This is a genomic window from Paenibacillus sp. 1001270B_150601_E10 (genome assembly GCF_015558675.1).
GTDB lineage: Bacteria > Bacillota > Bacilli > Paenibacillales > Paenibacillaceae > Paenibacillus_B.
Genome location: NZ_JADMOL010000001.1, coordinates 1,064,711 through 1,084,529 on the forward strand (window position 1 = coordinate 1,064,711; position 19,819 = coordinate 1,084,529).

At 46.9% G+C, this 19,819-nt stretch carries 19 protein-coding genes; 7 read left to right on the top strand and 12 right to left on the bottom strand.

What is annotated here, in order from left to right; all coding sequences use genetic code 11:
• Positions 1-29: 29 nt before the first annotated feature.
• The 3 genes from I2H74_RS04845 to I2H74_RS04855 all read right to left on the bottom strand — a co-directional run bounded on the left by I2H74_RS04845 (position 30) and on the right by I2H74_RS04855 (position 2,698).
• A complete protein-coding gene (locus I2H74_RS04845) occupies positions 30-686 on the bottom strand; it encodes a response regulator (protein WP_195572020.1) in 657 nt (218 codons plus the stop codon).
• 3 nt (positions 687-689) lie between these two features.
• Complete coding sequence (locus I2H74_RS04850) at positions 690-1,511, bottom strand: sensor histidine kinase (protein ID WP_195572021.1); 822 nt, start codon at positions 1,509-1,511, stop codon at positions 690-692.
• A 167-nt stretch (positions 1,512-1,678) separates the two neighbouring features.
• Entirely contained in the window at positions 1,679-2,698 is a 1,020-nt protein-coding gene (locus I2H74_RS04855; RefSeq protein WP_195572022.1) for a LacI family DNA-binding transcriptional regulator, read from the bottom strand.
• 346 nt (positions 2,699-3,044) lie between these two features.
• Here I2H74_RS04855 and I2H74_RS04860 point away from each other — a divergent pair, with 346 nt between their 5' ends.
• On the top strand, positions 3,045-3,374 hold the full coding sequence (locus I2H74_RS04860) for a YbjQ family protein (protein WP_195572023.1): 330 nt from the start codon (positions 3,045-3,047) through the stop codon (positions 3,372-3,374).
• A complete protein-coding gene (locus tag I2H74_RS04865) occupies positions 3,371-3,634 on the top strand; it encodes an HD family phosphohydrolase (RefSeq protein ID WP_195572024.1) in 264 nt (87 codons plus the stop codon). The genes I2H74_RS04860 and I2H74_RS04865 overlap by 4 nt, the downstream gene beginning before the upstream one ends.
• 194 nt (positions 3,635-3,828) lie before the next feature.
• Here I2H74_RS04865 and I2H74_RS04870 read toward each other — a convergent pair whose 3' ends face one another.
• A complete protein-coding gene (locus tag I2H74_RS04870) occupies positions 3,829-4,797 on the bottom strand; it encodes an aldolase catalytic domain-containing protein (protein ID WP_195572025.1) in 969 nt (322 codons plus the stop codon).
• 255 nt (positions 4,798-5,052) lie between these two features.
• On the opposite strand from I2H74_RS04870, the gene I2H74_RS04875 reads away from it, so the two are divergent.
• From I2H74_RS04875 to I2H74_RS04890, 4 genes are all read left to right on the top strand, one after another.
• Complete coding sequence (locus tag I2H74_RS04875; RefSeq protein ID WP_195572026.1) at positions 5,053-5,316, top strand: FeoA family protein; 264 nt, start codon at positions 5,053-5,055, stop codon at positions 5,314-5,316.
• Entirely contained in the window at positions 5,313-7,343 is a 2,031-nt protein-coding gene (gene feoB, locus I2H74_RS04880) for a ferrous iron transport protein B (protein ID WP_195572027.1), read from the top strand. Before I2H74_RS04875 ends, feoB begins: the two co-directional genes overlap by 4 nt.
• Before the next feature lie 16 nt (positions 7,344-7,359).
• Entirely contained in the window at positions 7,360-7,551 is a 192-nt protein-coding gene (locus I2H74_RS04885) for a FeoB-associated Cys-rich membrane protein (RefSeq protein ID WP_195572028.1), read from the top strand.
• A gap of 193 nt (positions 7,552-7,744) precedes the next feature.
• On the top strand, positions 7,745-8,521 hold the full coding sequence (locus I2H74_RS04890; RefSeq protein WP_195572029.1) for a Cof-type HAD-IIB family hydrolase: 777 nt from the start codon (positions 7,745-7,747) through the stop codon (positions 8,519-8,521).
• A 172-nt stretch (positions 8,522-8,693) separates the two neighbouring features.
• On the opposite strand, the gene I2H74_RS04895 is transcribed toward I2H74_RS04890, so the two are convergent.
• From I2H74_RS04895 to I2H74_RS04930, 8 genes are all read right to left on the bottom strand, one after another.
• Complete coding sequence (locus I2H74_RS04895) at positions 8,694-9,578, bottom strand: carbohydrate ABC transporter permease (protein WP_195572030.1); 885 nt, start codon at positions 9,576-9,578, stop codon at positions 8,694-8,696.
• Between the two features lie 19 nt (positions 9,579-9,597).
• Entirely contained in the window at positions 9,598-10,500 is a 903-nt protein-coding gene (locus tag I2H74_RS04900; protein ID WP_195572152.1) for an ABC transporter permease, read from the bottom strand.
• A gap of 118 nt (positions 10,501-10,618) precedes the next feature.
• Positions 10,619-12,292 carry an extracellular solute-binding protein gene (locus I2H74_RS04905; protein ID WP_195572031.1) on the bottom strand — a complete coding sequence of 558 codons (1,674 nt, stop codon included), beginning with the start codon at positions 12,290-12,292 and terminating at the stop codon, positions 10,619-10,621.
• A gap of 97 nt (positions 12,293-12,389) precedes the next feature.
• The gene (locus tag I2H74_RS04910; RefSeq protein ID WP_195572032.1) at positions 12,390-13,694 is read right to left on the bottom strand and encodes a response regulator transcription factor; all 1,305 of its coding nucleotides are present in this window, start codon (positions 13,692-13,694) and stop codon (positions 12,390-12,392) included.
• Positions 13,669-15,429 carry a sensor histidine kinase gene (locus I2H74_RS25085; RefSeq protein ID WP_195572033.1) on the bottom strand — a complete coding sequence of 587 codons (1,761 nt, stop codon included), beginning with the start codon at positions 15,427-15,429 and terminating at the stop codon, positions 13,669-13,671. The genes I2H74_RS04910 and I2H74_RS25085 overlap by 26 nt, the downstream gene beginning before the upstream one ends.
• A 205-nt stretch (positions 15,430-15,634) precedes the next feature.
• On the bottom strand, positions 15,635-17,149 hold the full coding sequence (locus I2H74_RS04920; protein ID WP_195572034.1) for a leucyl aminopeptidase: 1,515 nt from the start codon (positions 17,147-17,149) through the stop codon (positions 15,635-15,637).
• A 52-nt stretch (positions 17,150-17,201) separates the two neighbouring features.
• Entirely contained in the window at positions 17,202-18,341 is a 1,140-nt protein-coding gene (locus I2H74_RS04925) for an ATP-binding protein (protein ID WP_420707420.1), read from the bottom strand.
• Between the two features lie 609 nt (positions 18,342-18,950).
• Positions 18,951-19,358 carry a hypothetical protein gene (locus I2H74_RS04930; RefSeq protein ID WP_195572035.1) on the bottom strand — a complete coding sequence of 136 codons (408 nt, stop codon included), beginning with the start codon at positions 19,356-19,358 and terminating at the stop codon, positions 18,951-18,953.
• A gap of 219 nt (positions 19,359-19,577) precedes the next feature.
• Between I2H74_RS04930 and I2H74_RS04935 the strand changes: the two genes are divergently transcribed.
• Complete coding sequence (locus I2H74_RS04935) at positions 19,578-19,796, top strand: hypothetical protein (RefSeq protein ID WP_195572036.1); 219 nt, start codon at positions 19,578-19,580, stop codon at positions 19,794-19,796.
• Positions 19,797-19,819 lie beyond the last annotated feature (23 nt).

Consider the following 19,819-nt stretch of genomic DNA (forward strand, 5'->3'; position numbering starts at 1 on the left):
GCCACTCTGACAATAGATTCTTTTCTGCCCTAGGCAAGCCCATTTTCAAATGCATAGCGGGTCAGCTGGACCCGATTCTCGAGATGCAGCTTCTGCAGAATGTTTTTCAGATGATTTTTGACCGTGTGCTCAGATAAATTAAGGCGCTGTGCAATCTCTCGGTTCGATTCCCCTGTGGCCACCCGCTCCAGAATTTCTCGCTCCCTTGTTGTGAGCGGCGTTTCCGATTGAGGCCTTGCCGCTGTCTTTGACGTAAATTCCAGCAAGAGCTTCGAAGCCAGCTCCTGTGACATTGGAACCTCATCGATCGCAATGGCGCGCAAATATTCGTGCCACTGGGACGGCTTCAAGTTTTTAAGCAGATATCCCTGTGCCCCTGCCTTCAGGGCCTCGAAAAGATGCGTAATATCATCAGAGACCGTAACCATCACAATTTTTACATACGGAAACTTGTCCTTAATCTGCTTCGTCGCTTCAAGACCGCCCAACATCGGCATCGAGATGTCCATTAGGATCAGATCGGGCATAAGCTGCTCGGTTAGTAGAATCGCCTCTTGACCATTCACAGCCTCGCCAACCACACAGAATTGCGGCTCAATCGCCAATATATCCATCATGCCCTCTCTCGCATGTGCATTGTCATCCACTATAAGAATACGAAAGCATTCTTGACTGTTGCTAGTCATCGGTTATCCCCCTCTTATTGCAACGATTGTCCGATTTTTGTCTCGATATAAAGAAAGTGTCCAGCCCATATTATGAACACGATCGCGCATCATTTTCAGCCCATACTTGCCTGGCTGTTGAAAAGGATCTTCCGTAATCCCAACGCCATTATCCACAATCTTGCATTCAAAGCCGTCGTCAATGGTCGCTGCGGACACCTGAACTTCCGTGGCATGAGCATGCTTGGAAATATTCGTGAGAGCTTCGCGCACGCAGGAGAACAAGGTGAGCTTCTCCTTCATCGTCATCTCTTCATCATCAAGCTGCCATTCCACCCTAGGCTCCCATTCCGCTTCTGCCTTGATATCCTCAATCATTTGCATGAACAGTTCAACCCAAGTCGCTTCTGTCTCCTCCGGCTTCATATGGAGATTCTCAATCGCTTGTCTCACATTATCATGCACATGGTGAACCGCCCCTTGCAATCGCGTCAGCTGCTGCTCCCGCTCCTCTTCTGGTGCCCTTTGCAGCCGGTCGACTTTAACCGCGAGCATGAACAGCGATTGCGAGATCCCATCATGCAGCTCTTGAGCAAGCCGCTCTCGCTCTTCAAGCAAAGCTTTCGAGCGTTTCTCCTCATGCAGCTTCTGTTCAGTGTCCTCCATGATCCTAAACAGCTTCGCAAGCAGCGTCATGGAGATGATGAATACAATAATCGGAGCAAGAATATTCCCCATGTCCATCGAAATATAGGGGAGTAGGAAGGCATGGCGCACATACTCCCATATGCCAATCGTAACCGCAGGAGTCCAAAGAATCAGTCGCTTTATCATTTTAGTGCTCATCCTATCCCTCCTCGAATTCCGCTCGACATTCATCAATATCGAGCATGTCCCATGGCTGCTTACCATCTTCTTCCGATGATTTTATCTTTCCCTATTATTCCGATCTCGTCAAGAAAAAAAGCAGCGCACGCTTTCGTGCACTGCTTGAACGGCTCTTCGTCATAAACCTATGGCGAAGAAAGTGGAGTTCTAGGTATCGTGGATTCCCGCAAGAGAAGCTGCGGCTGGAACGTAAATACGACAGGCTCCGGCTTGTAGGAACTGTCTCCATTGACCTGCTTCATCAAAATGTCGACGGCGGTACGCGCCAGCTGCTCTGAAGGCTGTCTTACCGTGGATAATCGAGGGCGGAGCTGGGCTGAGATCAATTGATCGTCATAGCCAATGACGGATACGTCTTCTGGCACTTTGTAGCCAGCTTCATTAAGCGCATTAATTGCGCCGATAGCCGTATAGTCATCGGAAGCGAATACAGCCTCTGGAAGCTCCCCTGCTTCAATCCACCTTCTCGCTGCTGCATAACCGGACGGGATTGAGAATTCTCCCGGCTCTACGGCAAACGGAGTAAGCCCTGCTTCGTGAAGCGCCTTCATAAATCCACGTTCGCGATTCACCGCGCTCAAGAAATAAGACGGACCTTGGATATGGGCGATACGTGTATGTCCCATATCAACAAGATGTCTCGTTGCTTCATATCCACCCTTGAAGTTATCCACTTGAACGCTTGGCACCTGCGACTGTTCCATCTGGTTATCAATCAACACACTTGGTATATTACGTTTTTGAAGCTCCGCTACATATTGCTCGTCATTCACCGCAGACAAGATCAATAGGCCATCAACCCTCTCCTCTTGGATCAGGTCCATCCCATGCCCTTCTTCTGCAGGATAATTCACAACAGATAGCGTTAAATAGTATCCATAATCTTTAAGCTGACTTGATACGTGCTGTACAACATCATCCAAAAAAGAATCTTGCAGTGTAGTTAAAATAAGTCCGATTACGCCTGTCTTGCCCTTCGCCAAACTTCTCGCCGCAGCATTTGGATGATAATCGAGTTCCTTCATGGCCTGCAGCACTTTCTGCCTGTTCTTCTCACGTACCGTTGTTGCATTGTTTAGTACGCGGGAAACCGTTACAACGGATAAGCCAGATTTTTTGGCCACATCAAATATACTGACTTTCATTCTCCGCCTACACTCCTCAATAAGATCATTGTTCAGCATCAATCCCTATTCTCCATAATAAACAATTTTTCACATTGGTACAGCATATTCTCAACATTTATTTCTAAAAAAGTCCATTTTAAATATACATTTGTCCAATCCCTTCCACCTATATCCAGATTAGGGGATTCATGCGTATTAGACCTTTCAAAGCAATCGAAACTGATGCTTACAATGAGTGCAAATGTAAACTAAAAAAATAACAGAGGAATTGAAACGATAATTAAGACATAATCGTATTATCAAATGAAGATATTACTACATAACTGGATGTTTAACTCGAAACCGTAAAATGGAGGATGCAAACATGATTGTTACAACAACAGAGCGTGTCGCTAATTATGATGTCATAGAAACTTTAGGAACAGCCTTTGGCGTCGTCGTTCGAGCAAGAGGAATTGGCGGAGATATTATGGCTTCTCTTAAAGGACTTGTGGGTGGTGAGGTTACGCAGTATACGCAAATGATTGAGGATGCACGTCGTCAAGCAATGGACCGGATGATTGCGAATGCTCATGCAATGGGCGGGGATGCGATCATTATGATGCGCTTTGACAGCGGAGACGTTGGACAGAACATGAGTGAGATTGTAGCTTACGGAACGGTGGTTCGACTTCAGCCTGTGAGATCCTCATGAGTGCAGCCACACTAGCAGTTGTAATCGGTACCGTGCTGTTATTCTATGGTCTGCCGCTTGTTGGCTTAATCATTCTAATTATTATTGGGAAAAAGTACTTCGACAAGCGCTACAAGCAGGTGGAGAACCCGCGCGACGCACTTGGCCTTAGCGCCGACTATGTGCCAACCAAAGAAATCTTTATCGATCCGAAGGATGGATTCAAATATCAAGTATACTTCAATCCAAAGACAGGCGATCGCCAATATATTCGAATGTAAGCCTTCACTTATATCCTTATCGATCCAAATAAAATTAGCATTCGTTCAATCGTGCGGTCATGGATAAGGCACGGTAGGAATCTGTTTATATTGAACATCATGGGATGGCTTCGAATTGATAAGCTATCACTTGAAAGCAAAAACAGCACCGATTGTCTCAGATCGAGACTCGGTGCTGTTGCTGTTATTGAGGATTATTCAGGCTTCTTCTGCGGAAAGCCAGCCTCAGGCGTCATCATCCGGTCGTAGAACTCCGTGAATTGATCACGCTCAGAGGAAGCAAGCAGAGCCATTGCCGAACGTGGATGTTCATCAAGCGTACCCGTAATCAAGTAAGGAATCAGGTAGCCCCACTCCCATTGTTCTCTCATCGGAATCATATGCTTCGTCAAGAAGCCAAGCACTGGGCGAAGGCTGAACTTGCTGTTTTTAAGATGCGTAAGCAGCGACTCTGTCGGGCAGTTACCTGCGCCTCGTCCCATGCCATATACGGAAGCATCAAGCACTTCAACGCCAAGCTCTGCTGCAATCAGCGTATTGGAGAAGGCAAGCTGCATATTATTGTGAGTATGAACGCCAAGGCGCTTGTTAGGCAGCGCATCCTTGAACTTGTTCACCAAGTATTGAATATCATTATGATCTAGACTGCCGTAGGAGTCTACGATGTACACAATGTCAACCGAGCTTTCCTTGATCATCTCGAACGCTTCGTTAAGGTCTGTCTCAAGCACATTGGACAGCGCCATAATGTTAAGGGTCGTTTCATAGCCGCGATCATGGAACATTTGAATCAATTCAATCGCCTTGTCCACATCTTTAATGTAGCAAGCGACACGAATCAAGTCGAGCATGCTTTCGCTGCGCGGCAGGATATCTGCTTCATCCACACGGCCGATGTCTACGAGGGCTGACAGCTTGGTCGTGCCTTTCTGAGGGATTACCTTTCTAAGGAAATCATCGTTCAAGAAGCGCCATGGGCCCGCTTCATCCGCACCACCAAGAAGCTTCGGAGAATTTTTATACCCTACTTCCATATAATCAACGCCTGCTTCATTCAAAGAAGCATACAAGTCCTGAACAAATTCAATACTGAAATCCCATTGATTCACGAGGCCCCCATCGCGAATAGTGCAGTCAATAATCTTGCAATGATTCGTTTTCATTCCGAAGTCTCCTCTATACCTATAATTTTCTATATTCTAATGGAAATGACTCTATAAAGCAAAGCAATATTTCTAAAAAAATGGTAAGAAGGAGAAAATGTGCAAACATCCCGACACATTTAATGTGAAATAGATCACAATACTTTCGTTATCTGGTGTGTTACTTTAAGAATATAATTGATAAAGATTATCATTCTAAATTAGATTCATCCAGACCATTACGAAATGAATGAATATAGAAAGAAGGATACAATCATGAAGCATCAATCCCCTACCAACCAAGATCAACCTGCAACCCTGCATCGCTTGCGTGCGGGACAATGTGCCCATGTTTCCGATATGAATGCGATTCACGAGACCATTCAGCAGCGCCTTATTGATCTTGGGGTATCGGAAGGAACCTTGATCAAGCTGGTTCGAACTAGTCTGTTCGGAGGACCCTTGATGCTTGAGGCCAATGGACAGCTGTTCGGACTGAGACGTGGAGATGCTGCACGCATTGGAGTGAGGGCTGTATGAGCAGATGGTCAGCAGCCTTAGTCGGCAACCCGAATACAGGGAAAACCTCTCTATTCAACGCCCTTACCCGATCCTATGAATATGTAGGCAACTGGACAGGCGTAACCGTGGAGAAAAAGGTTGGTCGGCTTCGTGACCACGGCGGACTACTTATTGACCTGCCGGGAATTTATTCTCTTCAGCCGATCTCAAAGGATGAAGGTGTTGCAGTACAGTATCTGATCGATGAGCAGCCAGACGCTGTGCTAAATGTCATCGATGCTTCCCAATTGGAGCGCAACTTGTATCTTACGATTCAGCTGTTGGAGTATGGGGCTCCAATGATTATCGCGCTCAATATGAATGATGTTGCGGAAGGACGAGGATATAAGACGAAGGAGCATGTGCTTGCTTCGAGGCTTCATGTCCCTGTCGTCAAAGTCAATGCGCGCCGCAATCAGGGCATTCCTACTCTAATCAGCTTTATGAAAGAAGGCGCAGCGAATAAGTCAACTGCTGCGGCCGTGTTCAAGGTGGACTATGGTCCTGAAGTGGAACAGGCTATTACAGAGCTTGTCAAGCTGATGCCAGAGGTAGAGCATCTGTCCCCTCGCTGGCTTGCTCTTCAATATATTGAGAACAACAAGGTGGTTCAGCAGTGGGTTCAAGAGCGGTCTACCGCTGCAGCTCAGGCTATGCAGCGGATTCAAGCAGATGTCGAAAGACAGCTTCAGGACTCGCATACAGCGCTCCATCTTGCGCAGCATATCCGTACCGTTCGCATGCAGTTTATACGCGAGCTGCTGGCAGAATCCATATCCCGTTCGGAGAAATCGAGCGTAACGCTTACAGATCGCATCGATGCCATCGTAACAAACCGTTGGCTGGGTATTCCGATCTTCATGCTTGTCATGTACCTCATGTTCAAGGTGACCTTTGAATGGATCGGTGCTCCGCTGTCTGATCTGCTGGAGGCATTCTTTGGCGGGCCGCTAACCGACTGGTTGACCCAAGGCCTAGAAGCAATTGGCGCCTCCGAATTTACGAGAGCCTTGCTCGTGGACGGCATCCTGGCCGGGGTCGGCGGCGTACTTGTATTCGTGCCGCAAATTCTGATCCTGTTCTTATTTATTTCCTTTGTTGAAGACTCCGGCTACATGGCTCGAATCACCCTGGTCATGGACCGGCTTATGGAAGCCGTCGGCCTCAACGGCAAAGCCTTCATTCCTTTTATCATTGGATTTGGCTGCAACGTACCGGGAATCATGGCTGCGCGGACGATGGAGCAGCCCCGAGAACGGCTTGTCACAAGCCTGCTCGTTCCCTTTATGTCCTGCTCTGCAAGGCTTCCCGTCTATGCGCTGTTTGCAGGCGTATTCTTTACAAGCCATCAGGCGCTTGTTGTCCTTTCCTTATATGCGCTTGGCATTGTGCTGACGCTTGTATTGGCCAAGCTCTTCACGAAGGTGCTCATGAAGGGTGAGCACCCGATCTTTGTCATCGAGCTGCCTCCTTACCGGATGCCGCAGTGGAGAACCTTGTTCCGCAGTACATGGGAGAAGGGCAAAGGCTTCGTTCGCAAAGCGGGAACCTTGATTCTTGGCGGCTCCGTCCTGATCTGGCTCATGTCTTATATGGGACCAGGCGGTTTCAACGTCGATATGGATAACAGCTATCTTGCGATGGTTGGCGGCATTATCGCTCCTCTCTTGGCACCGCTTGGCTTCGGAACGTGGCAGGCTGGGGCTTCCTTGGTTACCGGCTTTATGGCAAAGGAAATTGTCGTATCCACCATGAACATCATTTATAAGGCGCCGGATATGACGCTTCTTGCCCAAGAGATTGAAAAAGCTTATACTCCGATGTCGGCCTATACGTTCTGTGTATTTGTACTGCTCTATATTCCTTGCCTCGCGACAGTCGGTGTACTGCGCAAGGAGACGAGCTCCTGGAAATGGACCTTGTTCGCGATCGGATATGCACTCGTCACCGCTTATATCGTAGCACTTATCGTACGCTTGATCGGTCTTGGCCTCGGATATGTTTAAGAAGGGAGACTAGCATATGTCTTGGATTGAAATACTCATCATTGCAGCGATATTCGGCTATTCCATATGGATGCTGGTGCGCCACTTCAAGAAGAGCAAGCAAGGGGCTTGTGCATCCTGTTCCGTGAAAAACAAATGTCAAGCTTGTGGCATGATGAACGCAGATGCTCGGCATCAGCAAGAATCACCACAAAATAAACATGCGTGATATTGATCTCCATCTTCCATATGCATATGAATGAGCAGGAGCCCTTCATTGAGAGGGGCTTCTTTTTGTATGCAAGCCGATTCATCCGCTCTCCATAATACTTGTTGATTTGTTGCGTTAACGGACCTTCGATGGTATAGTACGACCAAGATCAAAGATCAATGAATAGAATGATAGATTGGAGTATAGAGTCATGTCTTATAAAATAGCTTTCTTTGACATTGACGGAACGCTCGTCAATGAAGATAAACAGATTCCGCAAGATGCGATGGAGGCGATCGCTGAGATCAAGAAAAAAGGCATCGAGCCTGTAATCGCGACAGGACGTGCGCCTTATTTCTTTCATCATCTAGCGGAGCAGCTTCATATCGACTCCTATGTCAGCTTGAACGGCGGCTATGTCGTCTATAAGGGAGAGGTCATTTACAAGCAGCCGATTGAACGGTCAGATGTTGAAGCCTTCGTAAATCGTGCAGTAGAGCATTCCCATTCCCTCGTATTTGAAGGTCATCATACGTTCAGTACCAATAACGATAAAGATCCCTTTATGATCGATGCAGTCTCATCTCTTAAAGTCGATCTGCCAAGCTATAACGATACATTCTGGCAGCAGGAGGACATCTATCAGATCTTCCTGCATTGTGCGGCCGAAGATGAGCATCTCTATGAAAAAGCCGTGCCAGGGCTCCGTATGATCCGCTGGCACAAGACCGCCTTGGATGTACTTCCAAGAGGCTCCTCAAAAGCAGAAGGCATCCATGCCATGCTCGATATTCTGAAGCTGAAGCCTGAACAAGCCATTGCCTTCGGCGACGGCTTGAATGATAAAGAGATGCTTGAAGCCGTCGGGCTAGGCATCGCGATGGGTAACTCTCACGAAGATTTGAAGCCGTATGCCAAGTACATTACGACCCACGTCAGTGAAGGCGGCATTGCGAATGGCTTAAGATACGCTGGACTCATCGATTAGCGTTATCCCAATACCCGCGTGAATGGCGGTAAATAAAATTAGACCTGTGCAATGGTTAAGTCCATGGAGAATCCTAATCCTATGAAAAAGGGATCAAAGCACCTGATGCTTTGATCCCTTTTTTCTTTCGTGAGGGAAACTCCAAGACCTTACACCGGTCTTTAGCTTTTCCTTAACCTTTCACACTGCCCACCGTAATCCCTTTTACAAAGTACTTTTGGAGGAACGGATACACGGCCATGATAGGCAAGGCCCCCATAAAGATCTGGGCTGTGCGCAGCGTCTTCTCGCCGTAGCTTGCCATTGACGCCAGCTCATCGACCGAGATGCTCTCTCGATTCGAGGTTGAGATCAAAGTCGATAGATACGTTTGCAGCGGATAATTATCCGGCGAGTTCATATACAGTATCCCGTCAAACCAAGCATTCCAGTGCCCAATAATCGTGAACAAGAGAATGGTTGCGATCGCAGGCAATGAGATCGGCAGGTAGATTCGGAACAATAGCGATCCATGTCCCGCACCATCCATCAAAGCCGCTTCATCCAAATCCTTCGGCGTGTTGCGGAAGAAGTTCAGCAGCATCACCATGTTCCATACGTTAAGTGCGCCTGGAATAACGAGCGCCCAGATGGAATCCAGCAAGCCGGTGCTGCGAATGACCATATATGTTGGAATCAGACCGCCTCCAAAGAACATCGTAATGACGAAGAACCAAACATATGCGGTTCTTTGCTTAAACACAGACGTTTCCTTAGAAAGCGGGTATGCTGTCAGCACAACCAGCAGCATCGACAGAATCGTTCCGAGAAAAACCCGTTGTATTGATACCCAAAAGGAACGGAAGAACTCTACTTTTTGACTCAAATAAATGTAAGCATCCCATGTAAAGTCCACAGGCCACAGGGATACCTGCCCAGCGACAGCCGCGGAGTTTGAACTTAACGATACCGAGAGCAAATGGATGAAAGGAATAATGCCTAACAGCGTGATAATGGTAAGCACAATGCCATTAATGATGTTAAAGACAACCCTTGAGGGAGAGGGCTTGATATGCATAATACGCCTCCACCTTTCGTTAGAATATGCGATAGTTGGTGAATCGATAAGCTAAGTAATATGAAATGGAGACCAGGACAACAGACACAACTGACTTGAACAAACCAAAGGCAGCAGCTGGTGAGAATTGCTGATCGATCAAGCCCATTCGGTACACTAGCGTGTCGATAACATCCGCACTTTCATAGACTAACGGATTATAGAGCAATAGAATCTGTTCAAAGCCAGCATTCAGCACAGAACCTAGGCTTAGCGTTGCAAGCAGTACAATGATCGGCAGGATGCTTGGGAGCGTAATATGAATAACCTGCTTCCATCTGCCCGCTCCATCAATTTCCGCAGCCTCATAAAGACTCGGATTGATCCCAATGATAGCGGCCAAATACAAGATCATATTGTAGCCCATTCCTTTCCATACATCAGAGCCAATCAGAATCCCTCTGAACCAGTTCTTGTCTCCCATGAACATAATCGGTTCGGAGCCCATGCTAGCAATAATAGAGTTGACCGGACCATTCAGGGAGAAGATCTCAAAGATTACCCCTGCGAGGATCGTCCAGGAAAGGAAATAGGGCAGGAATACGCTCGTCTGAATCGTTCGCACAATCCAGCTCTTGGTCACTTCCTGCAGCAGCAGGGCTAAGACCAGTGGAACGATGAGCCCAAAAATGATTTTTAATACCGCAATAATTAAGGTGTTCCACAAGACCTGATAGAAGTCGGGCATGTGAAAGATGTATTCAAAGTTTTCAAATCCAACCCATTTCGAGCCTAAAAACCCTTTCGAAGGGATGTACTTCTGAAAGGCCATCACTAGACCGAACATGGGGCCGTATGCATAAATCAGCGTGACGATCACACCAGGCAGAAGCATCAGATGCAAAGGCAGGGTGCTAACTCGCTTGCTTGACCGCTTCTTCATGACCCGCACCGTCTCCACTTGAGCCGTATTCGACATGAATGTTTCCCTCCCATGGTCGTTATTGGAAGGAGAGCAGGCTCGATCAAGCGAGCCTACTCTCCCTTATCCTTACCGACTTCTATTTATTCTTGTACCACTCGTTTACTTCATCCGTAATATCCTGACCGCCAAGCTTCTTCCAGCTCTCTACGTATTTATCGAACTCGCTGCTTGGCGTGGAGCCCATAATGATCTTCGTGAACAATTCATCTGTCATCTTGTTGAGCGAAGTATTCTTCTCTGTCATGGTTGGAGTAGCGGTTCCGTAGAATTCATTCACAACATACGGCTTATCTCTAAGCGTACGCGTAATTCCCCAGCCGCCGTCTTTCGCAACACTTCGCATGTAAATGCCCCATGCTCCGTTATCGCCTTCGCCGGACAAGAATTTCTTCGTGGCTTCAAAGGCTTGAACCGATGTTGGATTCACAGAATCGATCTGCTCCTGCTTGTTGTCAAGCGCAGCATTTACCTCTGTGTAGGCCTGCTCGAAATCGTATGGGTTGTAGACACGCGGATCATACCAGTTGTATACATAACCGTTCTCTGCTTTGACTTCATCCGCATATTCCTTCTTCTGCATTTCGGTATAGAAGTTCGCCATTTTAATAACGGCTTCGGGATGCTCGTAGCCTTTGCGAACCGCATAGATACGGCTCATGCGCTGGCTCGGAACTAATGTCTCTCCCTCTTTGCCATTGAAGGAAGGCAGAACCGCTGCGACCCAATCAGCCTTCGGATCTTGATCACGATTCAGATTAAGCGGCCAGCCTGGGTACCACCATTCGCCGAAGGAGATCCCAACCTTGCCTGCTACGATATCTTCAACGACTTTATCCATGTCTTTGAAGGCGAATTCCTTATCCAGCAAGCCCTTGCTGTACCATTGATTCAAGCGCTCAAGCGCAGCCTTTGTTTCTGGCAGCGTCTCGCCAGCAACGAGATTGCCGTCCTTATCCTTGATCCAAGCCTTTGGATAAGCACCCATTGAATAGAAGAAGCCTCGAGCGTCAAATCCCCAGGAGATAAGATCCTTGTGAAGCGCCAAGCCGTAAGTATCGTTTTTGCCATTGCCGTCTGGATCCTGCTTCGTAAAGGCTTCTGCCACCTTTTCAAGATCATCCAGTGTCTTCGGAATTTCCAGATTCAGCTTTTCAAGCCAGTCTTTACGGAACCACATGATCTGTGCAGACATGAATGGATCCTCGAAGCTTGGCAGGGCAAGAAGCTTGCCATCTTGTCGGAACATATCAAGCGTCTTACCGCCATCCGCTTCGACATACGCCTTCAGATCCGGTGAAGCATACTTCTCATACGCTTCTGACAAGTCCTCCAACTGATCTTCTTCCTTGAATTTCTCGTACTGTTCGAACCCAATGACCATTAGATCAGGTAGATCGCCAGAGGCGACTGCTAGGGAGAATTTCTGCTCATATTGATCGGCTGGAACCATCCACAAGTACTCCACTTCGATATTGAGCATTTCCTTTAGTTTCTTATAGTAGGCATTTGTTGCAGGCGTAATGTCTGAAGGTGTCTTCGCGTCTTCCGCCTTACCGTGACCGATAACCTGTGTTACTTTGACCGTTTCTGGATATTTCCACATCGGATCAGTGCCAATCTCTGTAGAGATCGGCTTGCTACCTGAATCAGAGGATGCATCTGGCTTGCTTGCGCATCCTGCGATAACGGATAATGCAAGTGACAATAGCAGCGTACCAACGATGAGTTGCTTGAACGTACGTTTATTCATAATGACCTCCCTCTAACGAATCAATGTCTACATCTTTAGGTTAAACCCCACTGTATGCGCTTTCAATCTCACTTTGTTTACATTGATTTTGATTTGTTTACAACCTTTCAAAAGTATCACGATACTCCTGCGGGGTCTGCCCCGTCTGCTTTTTAAAGAAGGTTGTAAAGTATGAGGGAGAGTTAAAGCCTAAACGGTAGGCAATTTCATTGAACTTCAGCTTTTCTTCGATAATCCATTTTTTCGCAGCTGCAAGCCTTGTCTCCGTAATGTACTCGGATACATTCTTCCCCGTCACCTGCTTATAATAGCGGGATAGATAGCTTGGATTCATATGCACCTTTTCCGCGATCCTCACAAGCGATAAATCATCGCCAAGATGTTCATCAATGAATGCATGCACCTCTTGCACCCAGCGCTCCGTCTGCGCATCCTGACGCATCTGGCCGACGTCTAGAATCGTAAGATGAGAGCTGCTTGCCATGCACTGCTCCGCCTTCACCTGCAATCGCTCGAACTCGCGCTTCCACGAGGAAAACTCCATAGGCTCTCGGTTGAATACAAACGATACCTCAAGCCCCAGCAAGTACTCCATTCCATTCTGAATATCCTCAAGACAGCCTCTCACATAGTCGGCTACCTGATCCCAATTCATTGCGCCTTCCTCATTCAAAAATGTCGAGTCCTCCTGGCTAGGCTGAAGCAGCCATACAAATAAGGAATGATGGGTTACGAAACCGTTTGAGACGAGCAGCGGCGGCAATTGCTCTGCAAAGACATTCAGCACATACCCATAGCTCTGAACCTTAGCCACCCACGATTGCGGCTGATCCCACTTCGTGTAGCCGACAAGCAGCATAAACGGCTGATTCTCATCAATGACCCATTCGCGTCCTCGGATTGTCGATACATCCGTCTCCTTCTCCGATTGATCCAGCAGAGCCTTCAACCATTCACTTGTAAGGAGCGGACGCAAATAATGAAGTTCGGTATTGACCTGCTTTAAGCTGTCACGATTGCTTCGCTCCGCATCAATCTCATCCATCACGCTTTGGATAATGGCCAGCAAATGCTCATCTTTTTCTGTCTTCAATATAAAATGAGAGGCTCTCTTCTTCATCGCGCTATAGATATAGTTGAAGTCGCTGAAGCCCGTCAAAAATAAAATGCGGCACTTCGGCCAATAACGTACGATATCATCCGCAAGCTCCAGCCCTGAACGTCCCGGCATGTCGATATCGCTAAGCACCATGTCAAGCCGCGTCTTTTTAATAATTTCCATAGCTTCCTCAGGTCCATAAGCCTTGCATAGATCCAGTTCATTCTCAAAATGACTTGCCAGCAGCTGATATAAACCCTCCACGACTATTGCATCATCATCCACGATTAAGATTCGATACATGTTGCTTTCCCCCTGTATTAAAAATAGTCATGCACATGGTGACGCATAGACCTCCTAACGAACTGCGAGATACGGTTATGCCGCTCTTCTCTCCAAACGCAAGCTTTAAGCGATTGCATACATTGATCAATCCTGTTTTCTCCTTAATCGCGGCCGGATGCTCCAGCTTCTTATTCAAGCGAACAATCGTCTCATCCGTCAGAGTCCTGCCGCTGTCTTCCACAATAATAAGGAGCTTGTCCCCTTCCTGATGATGACGGATGATACAGGTTTCCATCGACTTTCCGCGCTCAAAGGCATGCTTGAAAGCATTTTCAATTATTGGTTGAATGATCAGTCTAGGAACCGGAATTTGTGCCAGCTCCTCTGGAATAGGCTCGATATGAATCTGAATATATCTAGAAAAACGAATCTGCTGAATGTCGCAGTAATCGACGGCATGCTGGTATTCCAGCTGCAGCGGAACCTCATCACTCCCGCTTCGGGTTATAAATTCATAGTAGTTGGCAAGCTTCATGGACAGTTCAGCCGCTCCCTCCACATCCTCAGCTCTGCACATCCGGTACAGATTATAGAATCCATTGTAGAGAAAATGAGGATTGATCTGTGATTGAAGCTGCTTTAGCTCTGACTGCTGCAGGGCAAGCTTATGCTCATAATTCTGCTTGATTGAAGCGTTAAGCTCCTGCTTCATCTGCTCAAAGCTTTCGTTCAAATAGTTGAACTCATTATTAGGAATCGACGATCTCGTCGCAATCTGCTCGGGATCAAGCTCGATCTTGCGAAAGGCACGAATAAGATGATTAAGCGGCTTATGGATCATCTGGTTCACTGACAAAGAGAAAACAACGATAATGACTAAGGCTGCAAAGCCGAGTGCTGCCACAAGTCCGTTGTACTTGCTAATCACGCCTGTAATCGCTTTCTCATCCATGTACGTAAATAAGGTGCCGCCGAGAGCATTGATCTTACTGTAAATAACAAGATAATCTCGATCACCCACATGAATATCAAAGCGTCCTTGCGGCTCTCTCTTCTCATCCGGCATCTTCATTTGCGACATGATCTCAGCTTGGATAGGTCTTTCCCCTGCGAAGTTAACGCTATCCTTTAACGTATGGTCTGCAATAAAATAACCGTTGTCGCTTTCCTCTGGAATGATATTATCAATCTGCTGCAGCAGACTGTGAAGAGGAATTTGAACATACGTCGTCACAGTTCCATTGCTCGTGCTCTCGATAAAGTAGATCTGGTCCCCGACCACATAATAAGGCTGCTTGTTCTTAATGTGCAGCTGCCGGAGTTCTTCCCACTTGCTACCTGTATCATATTCGCGCTTCCCCTTGCTTAGCGAAACCATCCGATTCAACACTTCAATATGGACAGCTACATCCTCTACAAGCTCGTTTGAGTTCCGAATACTGAGCATATTGCTTTGCAGGTGTGTGGTCAGCAGCAACTCCTCATACTTGGAAAGGGCTCCCGCGCGGAAATGAAGCTCCACTAAGTTGTTATCCGTTAGGAGATTCAGATGCTGGTTGCGAATAAAGGCAATCTGATTGTTAAGCTGATTGCGAAAATAATAGACTTTATCCTGCGTCGATTCGAACAGCTTTGTTCGAAGATAGGATACGGCATTCAGATTGATGACAATATTGATTGCAGTGATCGGTATCACTAACGCTGCGAATACAATGATGACTTTTTGATACACCTGCAAGTCTATTCTTCTCACGATCAAGCACCCCCAAAGCATGGTATACTAGCCATTATATCGCAACCCTAACGCTTGAATAGATCATTTTGATCATCCTCATTCAGAGGATAAGGTATACAGCCACCCTATATAACACCATTATTTTCCTCATTCATGACATGAAAAAGGGCTTTCCTAAAGGAGTTCGCCCCTTAGAAAAGCCCAATAATTACCTATAAAAAAATTAGTTCGAAAGAATATATTCTGCGATCGTACGAACCATAGCGCCTGTGCCGCCTTTAGGGTTTACGCCGCGTTTGCTTGGAATAAATGCTGTTCCTGCAATATCCAAGTGAATCCAAGGCAATTCATCAGCAAATGTGCCAACGAACATTCCTGCTGTAATCGAGCCAGCTCCGCCTGGAACGCTGTTTTTCACATCCGCAACGTCGCTCTTAATCATTTCCCAATATTCAGGATGGTTCGGGAATGCCCAGACATACTCGCCTGTACGCTTCGATGCTGCCGCAAATTGCTGGAAGAAGACCTCGTCGTTTGTCACAACACCAGTCGTCAGGTTAGCTAATGCTACTCCTACTGCACCAGTCAATGTTGCCGCATCGATCAAACGATCTGCACCAAGCTCCTTCGCATAAGTCATGCCGTCTGCCAGAACAAGACGACCCTCAGCATCCGTGTTCAATACTTCGATTGTACGACCGCTGTAGGATGTAATCACATCGCCTGGCTTCAATGCCTTGCCATCCGGCATGTTCTCAGCTGAAGCAATTACGCACAATACGTTTGCTTCTGGCTTCAATTGGCCGATAATCGCCATTGTGCCGAGCATAGCTGCCGCGCCGCCCATATCACAGATCATCTCATCCATGTTGCCTGCACGCTTCAAGGAAATACCGCCTGTATCAAACGTAATCCCTTTGCCAACGAGACCGGTAACATCCTTCCACTCCGATTTGCCTTGGTATTTCAACACAATCATGCGCGGAGGATTCACGCTGCCTTTACCAACGCCCCAAAGGCCGCCCATGCCTTTCTCTTGGATCGCATTCTCCTCTAATACATGAGCTTCAAAGCCATACTTGTTCGCAAGCTCAAGTGCATAGTCTGCAAGCGTGCTAGGAACCAAGGTATTGCCTGGCAGGTTTACCAAGTCACGAGCAATGGTTGTACCAAGCGCGTATGCCTTACCCGCACTCGCGCCCTCGTTCCAAGCTTCGAGCTCTTGGCTTTCTGCATGAAGAGTGAGAGAAGCAAAAGCATGAATCGGCTTCGCGTCGCGCTTGTAAGTCACGCGAGAGTACGCGCCAAGCATAAAGCCTTCCACGACTGCATGCGCAACGATCTTCGCATCCTTCTCTACAGTAGAGGTAACGAGCGTATTCGAGATATGTACAGATACGTTGGAAGCTTGAAGCTTCATGGCTTCACGTGCGGCATCTGCAAGCATCACGCGAATGTCATTCGAAGTGATCGGCTCTTCCTTGCATCCTACGGCAATCAAAAAGCGCGCTTTTCCCTCGCGAACAGGGAACACATGCGTAGCGCCATGCTTTGCCTCAAACAAACCTGTCGCAATCGCATCTTTAACCGCTTGGTTTCCTGGGATTTCAGTCAGACCTGATTCCCAAGCATTCTTCGTTGCCAGCACAACAAGCGCATCCGCTTCTTGAGCTTGAATCGAGCTGGATACGGTTGCAATTTGTAATTGTTCTAGTTGTGTTGCATTCGTCATCTTCATGAAATATCCATCCTTTTTCGAAATGATGATCATGCTGCTGTCTATTCATATATTATACCTGATGAAGTTGAGGCGCAATGCTGTCACGCAATACAAGCGGCAGGCGAATGATAAATTCGGTCCACTCTCCCTTGACGCTGTCGACCTCTATAGAACCGCCGTGATTGCGAATAATTCGGTAGCTGACCGATAAGCCGAGCCCTGTCCCTTCATCCTTCGTCGTAAAAAAGGGATCGAACAGCCGTTCAAGGGTGCGTTCATCCATCCCGCTACCATTGTCTTGGATGCATATTGCAACATAACGTCCTTCCATACGAGAAGAGATGGATATCCTCCCCTTCCGAAGGTGATCCACCTCGCGAATCGCTTCGAGCGCATTGCGCATCATATTCAAGACGACCTGCTTGATTTGCTTTACATCAATCGCCACCACCATTTTGGAAGAGTCGTTAGCGTCTTGCAGATCGATCTCACAGCCTCTCATAAGGGCATCACTTTCAATTAGGAGTACAACTTCACGCAGTAGTGAGGATATCGGAATTTCAGAAGTAAGAGGCGCTGTTGGCTTTGATGAATTCAGGAATTCAAAGATAATATCATTGGCACGGTCAATCTCCGCCAGGATAATTCTTGCATATTCCTCCTTGCCAAGTTGGACTAGATGTGGTCGTAGGAGCTGTATAAATCCTCGAATTGAGGTTAGTGGATTACGGATCTCGTGTGCTATGGCAGCTGCAATCTTGCCGAGAATCGCAAGTTTATCGTTCTGAACCGCGGTTTGCTCGATACGCTTAAAGTCAGAAACGTCCTTAATGGTGAATAAGTAATCGCCGTCCATTTGCTCGCCATAGGTTAAGGTCACCATGTACGTTCGGCCATGCCGATCGGTAATTTCGTGGTAGCGCTTACGTCTTTGTATCGTTTCCCTATACGTTCGTACAAGCATCCGGCGCTTGTCCCTTGCAATCATAGGGTGATGGAATAACTCCACAATTGATCGGCCCGCAAGCTGCTTGCGAGGAACTTGTAGGAGCTTGGCCGCCTCGACATTAATGAAGCTGAGCACTCCGCTCTCATCGAATAGAATAACGGCACTATCCATCTGCTGAAGGATATTTTCATATTTGCTGGGTGCTGCTTGAGCGTGCTCCATAAATAAGTCATGAGCTCTTTCTTTCCAAGGTTCACGCATTTTGCTTAATGACAACACGTCTCCCTCCTCGTATTCACGTTCCGCCTGATCCTTCTCTAGGCTCTCCATTAAATAGGCAAAAGAGCGTTGACACATTATCATGAATTCATCCCACTCCACATGAGGCAGCATGATAAGAAGCTGTTCCTCATGAAGCTTCAATGCATCATTTGGATCTATTGTACTCAAGTCCCAACTGCGACTGGCTTGCATCAAATCTGCCTGATGTCCGCTTAGCATATAGGCTCGTAGGCGCTTCACATATTGAGCGGCCAACTCCGTTTGCTGCGGCTTCAGGGCATCGTCGATATCCATGATTGAATTCACCTCATCCAAGCACCAAGCTGTAAATTTCCCCAGACTTTTCGAGTTCATGTCCATCATAGTGAATGTCCATTATCAAAATCAACATGAGATATTGTCGAATATCAGCAGAATAAATAGAATCCACTAAAAGCTTCCTAAATTTTTTTTTTAGAAGCTGAAGTTTGGTACTGAATCAAAACAACAGCTCCTGCACAATACATACTCTGAAATCCTGATGTTTACAGAGTCGTGCATTATGAGGAGCCGTTAGGATATAAAGGTGTATGAAAGTGAACGATCACTTTATTTTTGCTTTAGGAGCTGCGATTTGCGCCTGCTCATCAGCGCGAGCCTGCGCTTTAGCTGCATCTCCCATTGTGTGTCGTCCCACTGCTTTGCAAGCTGAAGCAAATCAAGCGCGGAGTCGATCTGTCTCCGAACGACCTCAAGTGGATCCTCTCCCTCGTGATTGACACAGTTCTCAAACAGCGAGCCGTCTTCCTTTGTTACATAGTCCCTGAAGTCTACGTCCTCAAGTCCGTCAGATTCCGCAAATTCCGCAAGAATTTCGTATTCATTTTCCACCTGATAATGAACCTCAATACGCTTGCAAACGGGACATAACAGTAGAGGAACATGATGAATCCTTGTCCGATAGTGCTTGAGTGATCCTAATGTCCCAATCATGCTTGCTCCGCAACAGAAACTCATATTCTCCCTCCTCACCTGACTACACTTAAACTTTAGAGATGAACAATAGGGATGTTGTGTAGCATATTCGCTACCGCTCCCACAAATTCCTTTAAACCATTGAAAAAGATGAACAAAAAGTAAACAGGCTGCTTTTGGTGTAAATCCTGTTCCTTCGTCTATTATGCTTCATTGTCGCATATACATGTGAAACATTCCAATCGATCGGAGTGATCATCCATGAGCATTATCCCGTTGTATCTTGTCTCTAAGCAGATCAACTATTTAATGTATGACGATAAGAAAGAGGAATTGGTTGCACAGTACGCTACTGGACGAACGGAATCCTTCCGTCCTTTCTCTCCTCAGCACTATCAAGCACTGCTCCAATCGGATAATCCGTATGATGAATTTGTAAAAATGACGCATGAGCGAAATAAAGTCAATACTCCCTCCTAATCCTGAATACGTTGCGTAGTGAC